Origin of the sequence: Actinomyces sp. 2119, assembly GCF_003591215.1 — a bacterium.
GTDB classification, from domain to species: Bacteria; Actinomycetota; Actinomycetes; order Actinomycetales; family Actinomycetaceae; genus Actinomyces; species Actinomyces lilanjuaniae.
On the sequence record NZ_QYRR01000002.1, the window covers coordinates 44,721 to 62,734 of the forward strand.

The following is an 18,014-nucleotide window of genomic DNA, read 5'->3' on the forward strand; positions in this document are numbered from 1 at the left end:
CCAAGTAGTTTGCTGTACAAACTTTGCGAGACAACCATGTCACACTCTAGTTTGCTTTGCAAACTTCTTTGCATAGTGGAGGTCCGTGCCGCCTGCCCCCGCTGGTGTGCCACCCTCACCTGCGCGCCGCCCCGTCCTGGCCCCTGAGCGCCGGGCGCCCCGCTCTCTGCTCCCCCGTCTCCCACCCTCACCCGAACGTTCCGCCGGAGCCCGGCGGCAGCCTCCTCCCGCTCGCCGTCTCCCGCCTCCCGCCCGGGCAGGCCCGCTGCGGGCGCGTCGTCCCCGAGAAAGAGGAACTTCCCCACCCGCCGCCTAGACTCGCCCGCATGAACGACGTGGACGCCGTCCCGCCCGGTTCGGACGAGCACAGCACCTCCGCCGTTGCCAGCACCCCGGCGACCTCACCGGTGGGCATCCCTACGATCGGCGTCGCTCCCGCCCTGGAGGCCCCCACGGCTCCCAGGCCGACGTCCCCACGCTCCACCACCATCCTGGTGGACTCGCCCCCGCACCGCCTCAGACGTACCGAGGACCTGCTGGACCTGGCCGCCACCATCCTCAGCGTCGGCGCCGTCCTCATCCTGGCGATCTACGCCCACCAGACCACGACAGGCGTCACCCAGGACGTCCAGAACGCCCTGGCCGTGGTGCTGCGCCAGATCCTCATCCTCCCCCTCCAGGCCGTCGAGGGGCTGGTGACCTTCGCCATCCCCCTGGCCGTCCTGCTGGACCACCTGCTGCGCGGCTCCTGGCGCGGCGCCGGGGAGGCGGCCCTGGCCGGGGCCGCGGGGAACCTCGTCGCGCTGGCCTTCCTGGCGACCCTTGGTACCTGGGGGCCTGACTCCCTGGTCTCCGGGCTGACCGTGACCGCCTCCGGCACCGCCCAGCTCGGCATCTCCACCGTCTTTGCCACCCTGGCGGGCCTGCTCACCGGAGCCGGCGACCGCCGAGGCTCCCCGGTGGTGCGCACCGGCTGGGCCGCCCTGTGGACCATCACCGGCCTGGCAGTGCTGCGCAGTGCCCTGACCCTGCCCGGGGCGGTCCTGTCCGTCCTCCTGGGACGGGTCGTCGGCCTGGTCATGCGCTACGCCGTCGGGGTCAACGACCGCAGGGCGCAGGGGGTCACCCTGGTGCGCGCCCTGCGCCGGGCCGGGGTGGACGCCACCCACCTGGTGCGCACTGACTACAGCCCTACCAGCACCCACCTGCCCGCCCGGGCCTGGAAGGTCACCACCGACGCGCCCCTGGGCTACACCGAGCAGGTGCGCGAGAACCCCCTGCCGTCCCCCGACGCCCCACCGGATCCTGCCGCAGCCCGCCAGGCCGAGGGGACCGCAGGACCTGCCAGCACGATCACCGCCGTCGACGACGCCGAGCTGGGCACCGCCCTGGACGCCTTCCTGCTGGAGGCCTCCGGCTCAGCCCTGTCGCCAGGGCGCACCTCCGCCCACCGCACCTACGCGACGTGGGACACCTCAGGTCAGCGCCGCGACGTTACCGTGCTGGACGCCGACCGCCAGGTGGTCGGCCTCCTGAGCACCATATGGGACCGGATCCGCGTCAAGGGCCTGTCTCCCAGCCGGGACCTGTCGGTGCGCCCGGCCGCTGAGCACGCCGCCCTCATGACCCTGGAGGCGCGGCGGGCCCTGGTCCGCACCCCCGGCCTCCTGGGGATCGCCGAGGCCGACGAGTCTGTGCTGCTGGTGACCGAGCACGTCGCAGGAGCCCGCTCCATCCGCGACCTGGGCGAGGACGTTCCCGACCGCGTCCTGCTCCAGCTGTGGGAGCAGCTGCGCCACGCCCACGCCGCGGGCCTGGCCCACCTGGCCATTGACGCGACCAGCGTCGTCGTGGACGCCAAGTCGCGGGTGTGGCTGCTCGACTGGGGCTCAGGCGAGACCATCTCCTCCGAGCTGTCCCGCCGGGTGGACCTGGCCCAGGCGCTGGCGCTGACCGCGCTGACCACGGGGGTGGACCGGGCTATCGCCGCCGCGTCCCGGTCGCTGAGCACCCAGCAGCTGGCCTCGATCGCCCCGATGCTCCAGCGAGTCGTCCTACCGCGTGACACCCGCGAGGCCATGGGGCGGCGGGGAGAGAGCCGCCAGGTGCTCCAGGAGCTGCGCGACGCCCTGGTGGCCCTGACACCCACGGCCCAGGCCGAGCCCGCCCGGCTGAGCCGGTTCTCAGCACGCACCGTCATCATGGCAGTCATCGGGATGGTGGCACTGTGGACCCTGCTGGCGCGGATGAACTTCGAGCAGGTCTCCCAGGCCGTGGCCGCCGCCAACGTCTGGTGGATCCTGGGGGCGCTGGTGTTCTCCCTGGCCACCTACGTGGGAGCCGGCCTGACCCTGGTGGCCTTCAGCCCCCAGAGGCTGTCCCTGTGGCGATCCACCGAGGTCCACCTGGCCAGCTCGGTGGTGGCGCTCGTCGCCCCGGCGGGCGTGGGCGGGGCCGCTATCAACCTGCGCTTCCTCCACCGCAAGGGCGTACCCACCGCTATCGGTGTCGCCACGGTGGCACTGGTGCAGGTGGTGCAGTTCGTGGTCACGGTGGTGCTGCTGGTGATCCTGGCGGCCCTGACCGGGCAGTCCACGGGGCTGACCCTGCCGTCTGGGTGGGTGCTGGTCGCCGCCGGCCTCCTTGTGGTCGTGGTGGCCTGCGCGCTGCTCGTCCCCCAGGTGCGTACCTGGCTGTGGGCCAAGATCGAGCCCACCTACCGCCAGGTACGGCCACGCCTGGTGTGGGTCATGTCCAACCCCGTGCGCCTGTCACTGGGGATCGGCGGGGCGGTGCTACTCAGCCTCAGCTACATCCTGGCCTTCGCGGCCAGCCTGTGGGCCTTCGGCTACACCCTGTCCTTCTCGGTCCTGGCCATCACCTACCTGGCCTCCAACACGGTGGGCTCAGTAGTGCCCTCCCCCGGCGGGATCGGGCCGGTAGAGCTGGCTCTGACCGCAGGCCTGGTCGCCGCCGGCATCCCCTCCGGGGTCGCCCTGTCCACCGCGATCGTCTACCGGCTGGTCACCTTCTGGGTCCCCATCCCCGTGGGCTGGCTCAGCCTCCAGCGGCTCCAGAGAGCGGGGGAGCTGTGAGGGGTGGGAGGCTCCTGGGGCGCCCAGCCGGTCGCGAGGTGCGCAGCGACCTGCCGACCGGACCGGATACCAGCTGCCTCAGCACCAGCGTGACCACCCCGGAGGCATACCGGCTGTCCTTCGTGGTGGGCGGGCTCCTGGCGACGGAGGCCACGATTGCCGCTCCGCTGTACCTGGAGTTGCGTGACTGGGCGGCGGTCAGGCAGGCGTTGAACGCCGGCAATCTGCTGCATGCACGCACCCGGTCGACGGCGGTCAGGCTCACCCGCGAGCTCATCCAGCGGCTGTCGGTGCTCACCGATGCCGAGATCGCCTACCTGGACACCGCTCCCGGGCCGGATCGTCTGCATCTGATGTGGGTGGCGTTGTGCCGGCATTACCTGCTCGTGGCGGAGTTCGCCCAGGAGGTAGTGCACGATCACTACCTGCTGGGGGTCTCCCGGCTGGTGCCCGCAGACTTTGAGCGCTTCTGGGACTCCAAGGCCATGTGGCATGCGGAGCTGGAGGAGACCAGGCCCGCGACACGCACCAAGCTGCGCACCAACCTGTTCCTGGCGCTGCGTCAAAGCGGGATGCTCGCCGACGACGCTACGATCGTCTCCCCGCTGTTGTCACCGGAGGTGCTGGATTTCCTGGATGCGCGTACACCTAGCGACCGTCGCTTCTTCCCGGTAGGAGGCAGTCTGTGACCGAGTACGACATCGCCTCCGTTGAGCGGCATGTGCTTGCCGTACTTTCGTCCGACCGGTTCCTGCGCATGGAGGGGCTGGGCAATGAGGAGCCGTTCTTTATCTGGCCCTACCCACCGGAGCAGGAACTCCAAGCGCGGGAGGCGACCGGCCGCATCATTGACCGGCTGCGGACCGCGCGCGGGTTGAGCATCGTTGTGGTGGACCTCTTCGAACTAGCCGTCGAGCTGCTTGAGGCACGCGGGGGCAACATGCTCGAACGCTTGGAACGGATTGAGCCCACTCGCAGCCGCTCGGACTTCCGCCGCGACCTGCAGCGCATGCTTGATCCGGAGCAGCACATCGTCCCCGCGATCAAGCGTCGGGTCGACGCCGAGGCGGACGTGGACCTGCTCGTGCTGACCGGAATCGGGCGGGTTTTCCCCTTCATCCGCTCGCACAACGTCTTGAACAACCTGCAAGTCGCCGTCTCCGGCTTCCCGGTACTCATGCTATTCCCCGGCGAGTACCGGCAAACGGCTGCTTCGGGTTCATCGCTGGAGCTGTTCAACCGTCTGACGGATGACCAGTACTACCGCGCCAAGAACATCATGGAACAGGAGCCCGCATGAGCCAGATGACGATTGGCAGCCTCTTCGCCAAGGACGTCTCCCGCCCCATTGAGGGAGTCATCAAGGCCGACGACGCCGAGCACCTCGCCACCGAGATCGACGAGTACGTGCTGACCGGCGAGACCGCATCGGCCCTGTCCGAGCTTTTGGAGACGTACACGGATCCGGTCTACAACGGCGGCAACGGCGTGTGGATCTCCGGCTTCTTCGGATCCGGTAAATCGCACCTGCTCAAGATGCTCGCTTACCTGTTGGGTGATGTGCCCGGGCGGCCCAGTGCCAGGCGGCACGCCGTTAAGTCCTTCAAGGAGAAGGCGGAGGCCCAGCAGGACGCCTTCCTGCGCGGCAAACTCGCTCAGGCGGAGCGGATCCCGGCGACCTCCCTGCTGTTCAACATCGATCAGAAGGCGCCCCTGATCGACAAGAACCAGACCGACGCCCTGCTTCAGGTGTTCGTGAAGGTCTTCAACGAGGCACGGGGCTACTACGCGGGAGAGCCGTCGGTGGCCCGTTTTGAGCGGGACTTGGACCGGCGCGGTCTGCTTGAGGACTTCAAGCAGGCTTTCACCCGGATCGCCGGCGTCCCCTGGGAGCAGGGACGGGAAGAGGGCATTCTCCAGGAGCACAACGTCACGCAGGCGTTCTCGCAGGTGACCGGTGAGCCCGCATCCGAGAGCATCCTGTCCCGCTATGAGGAGCAGTACTCCCTGTCCATTGAGGACTTCGCCGATGAGGTCGCCCAGTGGTTGGAGGCTCAGCCCGCAGATCACCGCCTGCTGTTCATGGTGGACGAGGTCGGCCAGTTCATTGGCTCCAGCACCAAGCTCATGCTGAACCTGCAGACGATCGTGGAGACGCTGAGTACGCGCTGCAACGGGCGCGCATGGGTGTGTGTCACCAGTCAGGAGGACATGGACGGCGTCATCGGGGACCGGACCAAGACGCAGGGCAATGACTTCTCCAAGATCCAGGCCCGCTTCGCCACCCGCATGAAGCTGACGAGCCACGATGTGGAGGAGGTGGTCAAGAAGCGTCTGCTCAGCAAGACCGCCGCCGGCGAGGCCGCCCTCGACCCGCTTTACGACGAGTTCCACACGAGCTTCCGCACTCTGTTCGACTTCGTTGACGGCGCCAAGACGTACCGCAACTATGACACCCGGGACAGGTTCGCGCAGGTCTACCCCTTCGTTCCCTACCAGTTCCCCTTCTTCCAGGCGGCCCTGGTGGGGCTGTCCGACCACAACGTGTTCGAGGGCCGGCACGCCTCGGTGGGTGAGCGCTCCATGCTGGGGGTGGTGCAGGAAGTCGCCACGCACCTGAAGGAGCTCCCGGTTGGTGCGGTAGTTCCCTTCGACGCCATGTTCACCGGTATCCGGCAGGCGGTGAAGTCGGCCGCGACTCGCAATATTGCGACGGCGCAGGCGCAGCTTCCGGAGGGTCCGGTGCGCGATGTGGCAATCCGGCTGCTCAAGGCCTTGTTCCTGGTCAAGTATGTGGGCGACTTCTCCGCCACCCCTCGCAACCTGACCGTGCTCCTCTATGACCGCTTCGGCCAGGACCTGACCGAGCTGAATCGGCAGGTGTCCCAGGCGCTCGACCTCCTGGAGCAGCAGACCTATGTCCAGCGCAATGGATCGGCCTACGAGTACCTGACCAATGAGGAACAGGACATCGAGAACGAGATCAAGAACACCGACGTCGACTCCGATGAAGTCTCCAAGCTCTTGGCCGAGGTCATCAGCCAGGACGTGGTTCGGGGCGCTTCAGTACGTCATTCGGCCACGGGCCGGGACTTCAAGTATCAGTTGCTGCTGGATGAGGTCTCTTACAGCCGGACGCAGCCGCTGGCGGTGCACTACATCTCTTCCGCCCTGGGGCTGCCGCGTGAGGTCGTAGTGGCCCAGTCCATGGGGCGTGACGAGCTCAGGGTGGTGCTGGCGGACGATGCGCGCATGTATCAGGACCTGCGTTTGCTCGTCCAGACGAACAAGTACGTCCGACTGCGCGCAGGCTCCTCCCTGACCGAGTCCCAGAGCCACATTCTTGACTCCAAGAAGCGCCAGAACACCCGACGACGCAAGGAGCTGATCTCCCGCGTCAAGCAGGCCATCAGCGACGCGGCGCTGATCATTGGTGGCGCGTCGATTGCCGTGTCCGCCTCGGATCCGGTGCAGCGCGTGCAGGAGGGCATGGAGCAGCTGATCACGCGCACCTACACGAATCTGTCAATGCTCGGCTCTGTGGCTTATTCGGAGTCGGACATTGCCCGGTTGGCGAGCAAGGAAGTGGCTCTCCTGGACCGGAGCACGGACACCCTTCAGCCCCTGGCCGAGGAGGTCCACGACTGGATCTCCGCCCAGCGCAAGCTGGGCGTGAGGACCACCGTCAAGCAGGTCGTCTCCCACTTCGAGGACAAGCCCTATGGCTGGACCCTGGCGAGCATACTGTGCGCGATCACCCGCCTGGTTGCCACTTCGCGCGTGTCTCTGACACTCGATGGGAGCACAGTTAAGCGCACGGAGCTTCCCGCCGTGCTGCCCAATGGGAAGAAGCACGACGCGATTGCGGTAACCCCGCAACGCAACTTCGACGCCGCCGCCGTGAGCGACCTGCGCAACTTTGCCCAGGAGTTCTTCGCCACTGGGCAGCTTCCAAACGATCCCATGGAGCTGGCCGCTGACGTCGCCAAGCGGCTGGAGGATGAGTATCGGACGCGGAAGACCCAACTGGATGACGATGGCAAGGACTATCCCTTCCTGACTGTGCTGAACGAGCCCCTGGAGTTGCTGCGGGAGGTGATCGGGCACGACGCCGAGTGGTATCTGGACAAGTTCTCCGGCCGCACTGAAGGCCTCCTGGAGGCCAAGCAGGATGTGATCGATCCCGTTAGCCAGTTCCTGGCAGGCAGCCAGAAGACGATCTACGACGACGCCGTGCACCTGCTGGACGAGCGCAAGGACACGCTCCGGTACCTGAAGCCCGACGAGGCGCCCGACGTCAAGGCGCTGCTAGACGACGAGAATGTTTTCCGGGGGCAGCGGATGAAGCGTCTGAAGGACGCTACCGCCGAGCTGCGTGCGGCCACGGACCGGATCCTGGCAGACGAGCGCGCTACGGCGACCGACCTGATCCACGAACGGGCGAACGATCTGCGTGGCAGTGCCGCCTGGGAGCACGCCACCGACGCCGCTCGCACCAAGGTTGACCGCGCGACCGATGCGACCACGCAGCAGGTCGCCGAGTCCGTCTCGGTGCCGGTGATTCGCCAGCTCGCCCGCGAGTTCGACGAGGAGGGCTACGACGCACTACTGGGCGCGCTTGAGGCTGACCGGCATCAGGTGGAGAGCCGCGCCGAATCCGGCGCCGAGACTCCCCCGGCTCCGGTGGTGGTTCCTCTCCGGCAGTTGCCCCGGCCACGCAGGCGAGTGCTGCACACCTCCGCTGACGTCGACGCCTACGTCAATGAACTGCGGGATATCCTCCATAATGCAGTGATCTCTGGAAAGCAGGTGTCCCTGTGACTGATACGCGGGCTCTGGAGGCCTTCGCGACCTCGGCACGCTCCCAGCTCATGGCGGAGGTCGAGGCGCGGCTCACAGCGGTGCTCTCGGCCACGTCGACGGCGCGGGAGGAGTTTCCGAGCGCCGTAAGGGCCCTGGAGGAGCGCATTCGCCATCACGGCGGTGACGCGGCCGGGCGACGGCGGGTGGTCGATGAGCAGGCCTACGTCTGGTTCAACCGGATCATTGCGCTGCGGTTCATGGATGCCAACGGCTACGCCTCCCCCGCGTTGGTTTCCCCGGCGGGCGGCGCCACAGTGGGTCAGCCGGCGGTGCTTGCCGCCGCCAAGCGCGGCGAGTTCGATTCGCAGGTCTTCACCCGACCGGGATCGCCCGAGCGCATTGCCGGTCTGCTGAGCGGGACGATTACGAGTCCCGCCCCGCAGGAGGAGGCCTATGGGCTGATTCTGGGCGCCTACTGCGCGTACTGGAACCGGACCATGCCGTTCATGTTCGCTCCCGACGGCGATTACACCGCCTTGCTCATGCCCGCGGACATGCTGGCGGACAGTTCCGTGCGCGCGCAGGCGGTCGAGGCGTTGACCGAGGAGGTGTGCCGGGATGTGGAGGTGATCGGCTGGCTGTACCAGTTCTACATCGCCGAGCGCAAGGCGGAGGTGTTCGCCGGTTTCCGGAAGAACCAGAAGGCGGGAGCAGCGGAGATTCCGGCGGCGACGCAGTTGTTTACCCCGGATTGGATTGTGCGCTACCTGGTGCAGAACTCGGTGGGTCGGCTGTGGATGCTCAACCATCCGGACTCCCACCTGATCGACCAGATGGATTACTACATTGAGCCGGCGGATGACAAGGTTGACTTCCTGCGTATCACCGAGCCGGAGCAGTTGACGGTCATGGATCCGTGCTGCGGTTCGGGGCACATGCTCACCTACGCCTTTGATCTGCTCTACGCGATCTACGAGGAGGAAGGCTATGCACCCTCGGAGATCCCGTCGCTGATCCTCGAGCACAACCTGTACGGCTTGGAGATTGATCCGCGTGCCGCGGCACTGGCCGCCTTCGCCCTGATGATGAAGGCCCGCTCCCGGCAGCGTCGCTTCTTGCGAGACCCTGTTCAGCCGCATATTCGCGTGATTGAGCCGGTGGAGTTCAGCAAGGAGGAGTTGGATCAGCTTGCCGGCGTGGACGGCGGCGACCAGGCGGGCCGGTACTTCTGGCAGAGCTTCATCCATGCCGATGTACTGGGCTCTCTCATCGTCCCCGACGCTGCGTCGCTGCCTGGCGCCAGGGAGCGACTGGCGGTGCTCGAGGCGGACACGTTAGACGCCGCGGATCTGCGCGCGCGCGCCGAACGGGTGGTGATCCAGGCGGAGTATCTGACTCGCTCCTACGCCGTGGTAGCGACGAACCCACCGTACATGGGCAGCAGCAACATGGGTTCTGTGCTGTCCACCTGGGTGAAGAAGCACCACCCGCAGGCAAAGTCCGACCTGTTCGCTGCCTTCATCGAGCGGTGTCTGCGGCTTGCAGACGCCGAGCACGGCCTGGTGGCCATGATCACCATGCAGGCCTGGATGTTCCTCGGCTCCTTCGAGAAGCTGCGCCTCCGCATCCTGCACGACGCCCCGCCGGTGACCATGTTGCACCTGGGCGAGCGGGCATTCGACCTGATCGGTGGGGAGGTCGTCTCAACCACCGCCTTCGTCCTGGAGCCGGGCCGAAACACCGATGACCCTTGCCAATACTTCCGGGTCGTTCCCGGCGGCTCGGAGGCCGAAAAAGAGCACCTGTTTAGGCAGACCTTGGCCGGGTCAACCGACCTGCGTTTCTCCGCCCGCCCCCAAACGCTGCTTACCCTCCCCGGAGGACGGATCGCCTACTGGCTGTCGCCCGCTATGACGCGCGCCTTCACCATCGGCAAGCCGCTCGGCGAGGTCGCCGCCCCGAAGCAGGGCCTGGCGACCGCCGACAATGCCCGTTTCCTGCGCCAGTGGTTCGAGGTCTCCCGGTCCCGCACCTGCTTCGATGCCGACTCCCGCGAGGCAGCCGCCGCATCCGGCGCAAAGTGGTTCCCGCATCTCAAGGGCGGCGAGTTCCACAAGTGGTGGGGCAACCAGGACTACGTCATCAACTGGGAACGCGATGGCGCCGAGCTCTGGGACTTCCGCCCACGCTCCGTCATCCGCAACCCCGACTCCTACTTCAAGCCCGCCATCTCCTGGTCCCGTATTTCGAGTGGCGAACCTGCCTTTCGTATCGCTTACGAGGGTTTTATCCCTAACGACGTAGCACCGGTCATCCCAGTACCGGAGCCGGAAGCTCATCGCGTTCTATCATTCCTAAACTCAAGCTGCGCACGCAGGATACTTGAATCCTTGGCACCAACTGTGCACTTCGAGGTCGGGCAACTCGGCGAACTCCCCCTCATCGAGGCCAACACCTCCGCACCGGACCCGACCGTTGCGCTCCGTTTGATCAGCCTGCTCAAAAACGATTGGAACGCCTACGAGACCTCATGGGACTTCAAGCTCAACCCACTCGTCAGGCGTGCTCGCTCGGGAGGCTCCCTAGCGGATGCTCTGGAGCGTTGGTGGCAGGACTCGCTCAGCGTCGCTCACGAGGCTCGGGAGCTTGAGACCGAGAACAACCGCTACTGGGCCGAGGCCTACGGCCTCCAGGATGAGGTTCCTATTGAAGTCCCGCTGAGCCGGGTCTCGCTTACCTCCAACCCCTACTTCCGCTACGCACCCAACAAGGGCGCGACGCGCACGGACGAGGAGTACCGCCGCCTCTTCACGGCGGATGCGGTACGCGACCTTATCTCCTACGGCGTCGGATGCCTCTTTGGACGCTACAGTCTCGACACCCCCGGCCTCGTGCTCGCCGACCAGGGCGGCACCTTCCAGGACTTCCTCGATGTGGTTCCACAGCCGAGCTTCACTCCCGACGAGGACAGGGTCATCCCTGTTACGTCTGGAGAGTGGTTCGCGGACGATATCGTCACCCGCTTCCGTTCCTTCCTCGTGGCCGCCTTCGGGAGGGAACACCTTGAGGCGAATGTCCGCCTGATTGAGGGCTCGCTGGGCAAATCGCTGCGGCAGTACTTCGTGAAAGACTTCTACAAGGACCACTGCCGCCGCTACTCCAACCGGCCGATCTACTGGATGGTCTCCTCCCGCACTGACAACAAGGCGGCCTTCCAAGCGCTGATCTACCTACACCGCTACACCCCGGACACGCTGAACACGGTGCTGGGCGACTACCTGCGCGAGTTCCAGGCAAAGCTGCGCTCCGAGATCGGCCACCTGGAACGCTCGAAGACAGCCGCGGATCAGAAGCGCGCCGACGCTCACCGCAAGGCGCTGACCGAGTGCGAGGACTACGAGCGGGACGTGCTGTTCCCCCTAGCCTCCCGCCGCCCGACTATCGACCTCGATGACGGAGTCCTGGTCAACTACCTCCGCTTCGGCGCGGCACTCCAGAAGATCCCCGCCATCGAGAACAAGCGAGCCGAGGTCCAAACCTGGACCTGGCCCACCCACCCGCTCAGCCCTGAGGACAACGTCAAATGACCAAGGCCCTGATCCGTAAAATCAAGAAGATCGATAACTACCGGATCTTTCAGAACTGGAAGCCTAGCGGCAACGTCGAGTTCGCCCGAGTCAACCTCATCTACGGCCAGAACGGCAGCGGCAAGAGCACACTTGCGAGCCTCATGCAGGGTTGCGCCAAATACGCAAATGAACAGTTTACTGACGGCGAGAACGAACGTGCCGAAATTGTCGGTGCGGGCTTACAACTCCAGGCATGCGATCCCTCAAGTTCTCCCGCTTCTGAGATCTCCACTATCAGTCTGGATGATCGGGACTTCTGGGGCCGTGTGAGGGTTTTCAACAAGGACTTCGTCCGCAGGAACCTCCGATTTGATGAACCAGACGGACCGCAGCCACAAGCTTTACTTACCGTCGGCGAGAGAGTCGCTGAAGCCGAGAAGAGGATTGAGGTGCTGGACTCTGAACGTAAAACTGCACAACATGACCTCGAAATAGCCGAATCGGCATACAAAAACGCTAAGAAGAACGTTAGCGACCTGGGTACAAAAGTCGCGAAGGAGATAGGCGACCGCCTTTCGGGTGCCCCTGGATTCAATCAGCGTAGTTATAACCGAACAAAGGTGGAGGCTCTCCTGAAACGGTTTGAGGGAATTCCGACAATCCTGGACGACGCTTCAGCGGCCCCCTCTACTGACAGCGTTTTTGCAAAGAGCCGCGCGTTGCAGCCAATCCAAATCCAACCCCGGAACACCTTGCTGGAACAGAACGGCCTCGACGGGGCGCGCCAGTTACTAGCGGCAAGCATCGTGAGTAACCGACATGTCGGCGAGTTGGTGGGGCACCCAGACCGATCTAGGTGGGTGCAGGAAGGCATCGGTCTTCACGAACGACTCGAAGAGTGCCTGTTCTGCGGCGGAGGCCTAACCTCTGACCGGCGTGACGCTCTCAACGCGCACTTCGATGAGTCCTTCAAGAACCTCCAGGCCCGCATTGATGATCTCATAGAACGTCTGGAAGTATCTGTCAAGGCATCGAAAACCTACCTAGATGCCTTACCTGACGATTCGAAAGTCTACGAGGACCTGCGAGAAGACCTGCGAAAAGCTCGTCAAACCTATGCCACCGAGCACGGGGACTACCTCAAGGCCGCCGAGACGATATCGGTGGCATTGAAGGAAAAGAAAGACAACCCTTTCAGCTCTCCTGCGCTCCCGTCAGATCTTGCTCTCGTAGCACCAAGTTCCGCGGCACTGGAGAAGGTGATCAAGGACCATCAGAGTAAGATCGAAGACCACGAAAATGAAGCCAAGAAGGCCGCCACGCGAGTCGAGCACTACTACGTGAAAAACGCTGCAGACGAGTATGTGCGCCTCAAGAATGAGGCAGAGAGCAAGCATGCAGCTCGCAACGAGCTCGAGGCTCAGGTGAACAAGCTCAACGAGCAGATTGCGGCGCTTCAGAACGTTGAAGGTGATCCCATCCCCGGAGCGACAGAACTCACCGAGGGGCTGCGGAGACTCCTGGGACGCGATGAACTCAAGTTCAGCGCCCAAGATTCTAATCACTACACCATCAAGCGAGAAGGATCCCCTGCGACGCACCTCAGCGAAGGCGAACAGACGGCAATTGCGCTACTGTACTTTCTATCGAGTGTCAGGGAAGACAAGATCTCAGGGGATCCTCCGATCGTCATCATCGATGACCCCGTTTCCAGTCTGGACAACGAGATTCTCTTCGGTGTCTCTGCACATATATGGTCCGAGTTCATCGACAACACCTATGCCAGTCAACTATTCCTAATGACCCACAACTTCGAGCTTTTTCGTCAATGGCTCATCCAGCTCGAAGCCCGGCAGCAGTACGAAGACTGCAACTACGCTGCATATGAGATGACACCAGTATACGCCCCCCGAGGTCGCGACGAGTTCCTACGCAAACCTCGCCTCGCCCGGTGGGAAACCGATAAGGATCGCACCAAAGTACTGCGCTCCGAATACCATTTTTTATTTTCTAAGGTGGCACACGCCGTTGCGGATCGACGGGAAGACGAAACCAAAGCCGATCAGTTGATGGAACTCGCGCTCATCCCCAACGCCGCGAGACGCATGCTTGAAGCTTTCCTTAGTTTCCGCTGTCCCAACAGGGTCGGCTCTTTCCATGTAGCACTTGAAGAAGTTATGAACAGCGCACCGAATCTAGATATGACCGTTCGCACGCGTGTCGAGAAGTACCTACACGCCTACTCTCACTTCGACGGAGGCAATTTCTCACAGCCACTTAGACTCAACGAGGCGACAACCGTTCTCCGTTCACTGTTCCAGCTTATGTATTGCCTGGATTCCAGGCATGTCTCTTCAATGTGTGAAGCGCTAAGTATCGAAGAACATAAGCTGTTAGGCATGCTCACGCCGGTAGCGTCTAAGGGGTAGGGGTGCTGGCTCATGGCTGACTCTCTGAGACTTGATCAGGAAGGGCGGATCACGACCTCTGAGGGCAAGACCCTCGAGTTCAAGCGTGATCTGTCTTCACCCGACGGGCCACTGCGGACGGTTGTTGCCTTCGCCAACTCCGCGGGCGGGCGGCTCGTTATTGGTGTCGCGAACGATGGCGCGGTGGTTGGCGTCGAGGACCCGCTCGCCGAGGAGGAGCGCATTGCCAGCCTCATCGATGACCGGATCTCACCCCAACTGGTCCCCGCGATCGACCTGGTGACGCTGGTAGACAAGACGGTGCTGGTTGTTGACGTGCCGCTCAGCACGCGCCGTCCTCACTACATCACCCGCCAGGGTGCCGACGCAGGGGTCTACGTGCGCCTCGGCTCCACCACCCGGCAAGCGGACCCGGCGCTGGTCGCCGAGCTCGAGCGCAACGCTCGCGGCATCGCCTTCGAAGACCTGCCCGAACCACGTGCCACCTTGGACGACCTGGATCTGGAGATCCTTTCCGAGTTGCGCGGACGCACCACGTCGGTCGATGACCTCCTGGCGCTCGGACTTGCCGTCAGGCAGGGCGACCAGATCGTCCCCACCAATGCGGGCATCCTCGCCGCCTGCTCTGATCCCACCCGTTTCCTCCCCTCTGCCTGGGTCCAGTGCGGGCGCCTGCGCGGCCCGCACGGAACCGACATCTTCGACCAGACCGAGATTCACGGCCCCATGCCGCTGGCCGTCGACCCCGCCGTGGAGTTCCTGCTCAAGCACGCCTACAAGACCGCGGTCTTCGGCGAGGTCCGGCGCCGGGATGTCTACTCGATCCCCATCGAGCCGATCCGCGAGGTGATCGTCAACGCTCTCGTGCACGCCTCCTATGCGGAACGCGGAACGCCCATCCGCATCGGCTTCTACGACGACCGCATCCAAGTGGACAGCCCCGGCCTGCTGCTGCCGGGCATGACCATTGACTCGATGCGGCGTGTGTCCCGCCTACGTAACCCCGCCCTCGCGCGCATCTTCCGCGAGGCCGGGATCATGGAGCAGTGGGGCACCGGCGTTCAGCGCGTCTTCGAGCAGGTGGCCGAGGCCGGTCTGCCCGAGCCCGTTATTGAGGAGATCCAGGACCGCGTGCGGGTCACGATCTACGTGCCCAGCCACGATCCGGCCAAGGTCAGTGAACAGGCGAGCAAGTTGGGCGCGGATGGAGGTACTCCAAGCGAACCGGGCGAGTCACCAAGTCGAAGCACCAAGTCGAAGCACCAAGTCGAAGCACCAAGGCACCAAGATGAGGCACTAAGACACCAAGTCGGCGCGGCGAACACACCGCCCGCCACGCCGACTCCTAGTGAGTTGGCTGTCCTCCGTCTAGTGGAGTCAGCTCCAGCAAGCAGGGCAGAGATCATGGAAGGGCTGGGCATCATCAACCAGACGCGCGCATTCCGTCGTCACGTAATACCACTGATCGATGCAGGACTCGTTGAGCGGACCATTCCCGACAGGCCAACCAGCGGACACCAGCGCTACCGGATCACCGACGCCGGCCGCGCCTACCTGCGCAACCTCACAGGAGACGCCGAATGAACGCCATGTCAGCCATCCAGCGTCAGCTTCGCGAGCGCTTCGACCGCCCCGGGGAAGCCGGACGGATCGTCATCTGGTCGGACCCGGAAGGCAGGTACGGCGACTCTCTCGATGACCTCAACCTGCCCGACGTCACCGTGTTGCAGGTCGAGAGCAATGAGTTCGCCATCAAGCGCCGGGTACTGGTCACCGAGCCGAAGACCAAGTTCCTGCTCTACCGCCACCGCCAGCCAGATACGCCGGAGACCGTGACGGACAACTGGCTCAAGGACATGGAACTCGCTTACGGGACCTTCACCGCGGACCACGACTCACTCCTTACGCAGGAGCTCGGGGGCGGTCCGGCGCTGCGCGGCGTCGTCGAGCAGTACCCGCGCTTCTTCGACAGTAAGCGACGCCGTGAGGAGCTCAAACCGCGACTGCGTCCGAGCGACGACGCTACTGCCATCACTGCCTCCATGATCGCCGTCGTGCTGGGCACCGATGAGCGCTCACTGGAGGCGCTCTGGCGGGAGCTGCTGATGGAGAACGCAGAAGGCAAGTCGGACGGCATTGATGAGATCACCCGCCTGGGGCTGGCCGACTTCCATTGGAAGGGGACGCATGAAATCTACGGTTACGCCCCCGACGAAGCGCCCAGCGTCGATGACTTCGTGGCGTGGCTGTTCAACCGGGCATGGGAGCAGTTCGCTCCCACCCAGGCGGACTTGGGCGCCGATCAGTACGCCAATATCCGCCGCGACTTCAGCACCTGGCACAACGACTTCCGCTTCGCTCACACCTACCGAGTCCTGGCCGATCGCGCGGCAGAGCTGCTCGGCATCGACGAGCAGGTGGCCGACCTTGACCTACCCGAGCTGCTGGGGCGGAAGACATTCCCCCTGGTGGACCAGGAACTCGTCCGCCGACTGGCACACCAGGTGCACGAGCGCGCCCTCGCGGACACGGAAGCGCAGAATGCTGTGCACAGCCGTATCGCTCTGCCGTGGTACAGCGAGTTCGAGCACGGCTATGGGGCCGTCAGCGCGGCGTCAGCCTTGCTAACGCGTATCGACTCCGGCTCATGGAACTGCTCCTCCCCGCGGGAGGGCTTCGACCACTACACCCAGCAGTGGTTCGCCATCGACCAGGCCTACCGGCAGTTCAACCGACACCTCGACCTATATGAGCCGGACTCCCCCCTCGACGCCCTGAAGGCGACGGTCGAAGCCGCCTACATCAATGACTTCCTCACTCCCCTCGGACAATCCTGGCGCAAGCAAGTCGCCGGCATGGAGCGCTGGCAGATCGAATCGGTCCCCTCGGCCACGTCCTTCTTCACCGAGCAGGTCAGTCGGCCTTGGCTGGACAAGGGCAAGAAGGTCGTCGTCATTGTCTCCGACGCGCTGCGCTACGAGGTGGGTGAGGAACTGGGCCGGCGCATTAGCCAGGAGGACCGCTTTACGGCTCAGCTGTCCGCCATGCTCTCGGCCCTTCCGTCCTACACCCAGCTCGGCATGGCTGCGCTGCTACCACACGAGTCGCTGGCCTTCGCGCACACCGACGACGGATCGGTTGAGGTTGACCGCGCGCCCAGCGGAGGAACCGAGAACCGGGCCAAGCTGCTCGCGCCCATGAGCGGCACCGCGATCCAGGCCAATCAGCTCTTGAGCCTGAAGCCCGGTCAAACCCGTGAGATCATCAAGAACCACCGGTTGCTATACGTCTACCACAACCAGATCGACGCCACCGGAGACAAGCAGACCACCGAGCCGGACACCTTCCGTGCCTGTGAGGACGCCATCGCAGACCTGGTAAGGCTCGTCAAGAAGCTGGCGAACGCCAACGTCAACAACATCCTCATCACCGCCGATCACGGCTTCCTCTACCAGGAGAGCCAGCTGAAGGAGCAGGACCTGTCGGTCAAACCGCATGGTGACGCCCTGCTGCATGTGAACCACCGCTTCGTGCTGGGGCGCGGTCTCAAGCGGGACAACGCGTTCATCACCTACTCCCCCAACCAGCTCCGGATGTCCGGGGACATCGAGGCGCAGGTGCCCGGATCCATTCACCGCATCCGTACGGCGGGCTCCAGCACGCGCTTCGTGCACGGCGGGGCTTCTCTCCAGGAGGTCGTGGTGCCCGTCATTGCCGTCAACAAGCGGCGCGCATCAGACACTCGCCAGACCCCCGTGAAGATCGTCGCCGAGACGAACAGGATCACCACCGGGCAGATCACCGTGATGCTGTTCCAGCAAGAGCCGGTCAGCGAGAAGGTCAAGCCGCGCCGTCTGATCGCGGGCCTGTACGCAGGCGACACATTGATATCCGACGAGGTCACGGTGGACTGCTCTCAGGACTCCGCAGAGGCCCGGGACCGGTTCTTCCCAGTCACCCTGGTATTGAGCAGGGATGCGGATACCTTCAACGGTGAGACCGTTGAGCTTCGGCTGGCCGAACCGGTCGGCTCACAGCGTCGTCCCTACGGGGACAAGGCCCGTTTCACCCTGTCGCGCACCTTCACCAGCGACTTCGGCGCCGACTTCGACTTCTAG

At 64.4% G+C, this 18,014-nt stretch carries 8 protein-coding genes; all 8 read left to right on the top strand.

Features of this window, described 5'->3' with window-relative positions:
• Positions 1-326 precede the first annotated feature (326 nt).
• Genes D4740_RS02070 through pglZ form a run of 8 tightly spaced genes read left to right on the top strand, consistent with a single transcriptional unit; the run spans position 327 to position 18,014 of the window.
• A complete protein-coding gene (locus D4740_RS02070; RefSeq protein ID WP_119835302.1) occupies positions 327-3,095 on the top strand; it encodes a lysylphosphatidylglycerol synthase transmembrane domain-containing protein in 2,769 nt (922 codons plus the stop codon).
• Complete coding sequence (locus D4740_RS02075; RefSeq protein WP_182911317.1) at positions 3,092-3,784, top strand: DUF1819 family protein; 693 nt, start codon at positions 3,092-3,094, stop codon at positions 3,782-3,784. The genes D4740_RS02070 and D4740_RS02075 overlap by 4 nt, the downstream gene beginning before the upstream one ends.
• Positions 3,781-4,395 (top strand): DUF1788 domain-containing protein, encoded by a 615-nt coding sequence (locus D4740_RS02080; protein ID WP_119835303.1) that lies wholly within the window; start codon positions 3,781-3,783, stop codon positions 4,393-4,395. Before D4740_RS02075 ends, D4740_RS02080 begins: the two co-directional genes overlap by 4 nt.
• Positions 4,392-7,916 carry a BREX system P-loop protein BrxC gene (brxC, locus tag D4740_RS02085; RefSeq protein ID WP_259390601.1) on the top strand — a complete coding sequence of 1,175 codons (3,525 nt, stop codon included), beginning with the start codon at positions 4,392-4,394 and terminating at the stop codon, positions 7,914-7,916. The genes D4740_RS02080 and brxC overlap by 4 nt, the downstream gene beginning before the upstream one ends.
• Positions 7,913-11,485: a BREX-1 system adenine-specific DNA-methyltransferase PglX gene (pglX, locus tag D4740_RS02090; RefSeq protein WP_220475008.1), complete on the top strand. Its 3,573-nt coding sequence runs from the start codon at positions 7,913-7,915 to the stop codon at positions 11,483-11,485. The genes brxC and pglX overlap by 4 nt, the downstream gene beginning before the upstream one ends.
• Complete coding sequence (locus D4740_RS02095; protein ID WP_119835304.1) at positions 11,482-13,896, top strand: AAA family ATPase; 2,415 nt, start codon at positions 11,482-11,484, stop codon at positions 13,894-13,896. Before pglX ends, D4740_RS02095 begins: the two co-directional genes overlap by 4 nt.
• A gap of 12 nt (positions 13,897-13,908) precedes the next feature.
• Complete coding sequence (locus D4740_RS02100) at positions 13,909-15,480, top strand: ATP-binding protein (protein ID WP_119835305.1); 1,572 nt, start codon at positions 13,909-13,911, stop codon at positions 15,478-15,480.
• On the top strand, positions 15,477-18,014 hold the full coding sequence (pglZ, locus tag D4740_RS02105; RefSeq protein ID WP_119835306.1) for a BREX-1 system phosphatase PglZ type A: 2,538 nt from the start codon (positions 15,477-15,479) through the stop codon (positions 18,012-18,014). The genes D4740_RS02100 and pglZ overlap by 4 nt, the downstream gene beginning before the upstream one ends.

Bases quoted from the DNA above. Each gene is read 5' to 3' on its own strand.
- D4740_RS02070 (WP_119835302.1), top strand. From the start codon at position 327: ATGAACGACGTGGACGCCGTCCCGCCCGGTTCGGACGAGCACAGCACC.
- pglZ (WP_119835306.1), top strand. From the start codon at position 15,477: ATGAACGCCATGTCAGCCATCCAGCGTCAGCTTCGCGAGCGCTTCGAC.
- brxC (WP_259390601.1), top strand. From the start codon at position 4,392: ATGAGCCAGATGACGATTGGCAGCCTCTTCGCCAAGGACGTCTCCCGC.
- D4740_RS02095 (WP_119835304.1), top strand. From the start codon at position 11,482: ATGACCAAGGCCCTGATCCGTAAAATCAAGAAGATCGATAACTACCGG.
- D4740_RS02100 (WP_119835305.1), top strand. From the start codon at position 13,909: ATGGCTGACTCTCTGAGACTTGATCAGGAAGGGCGGATCACGACCTCT.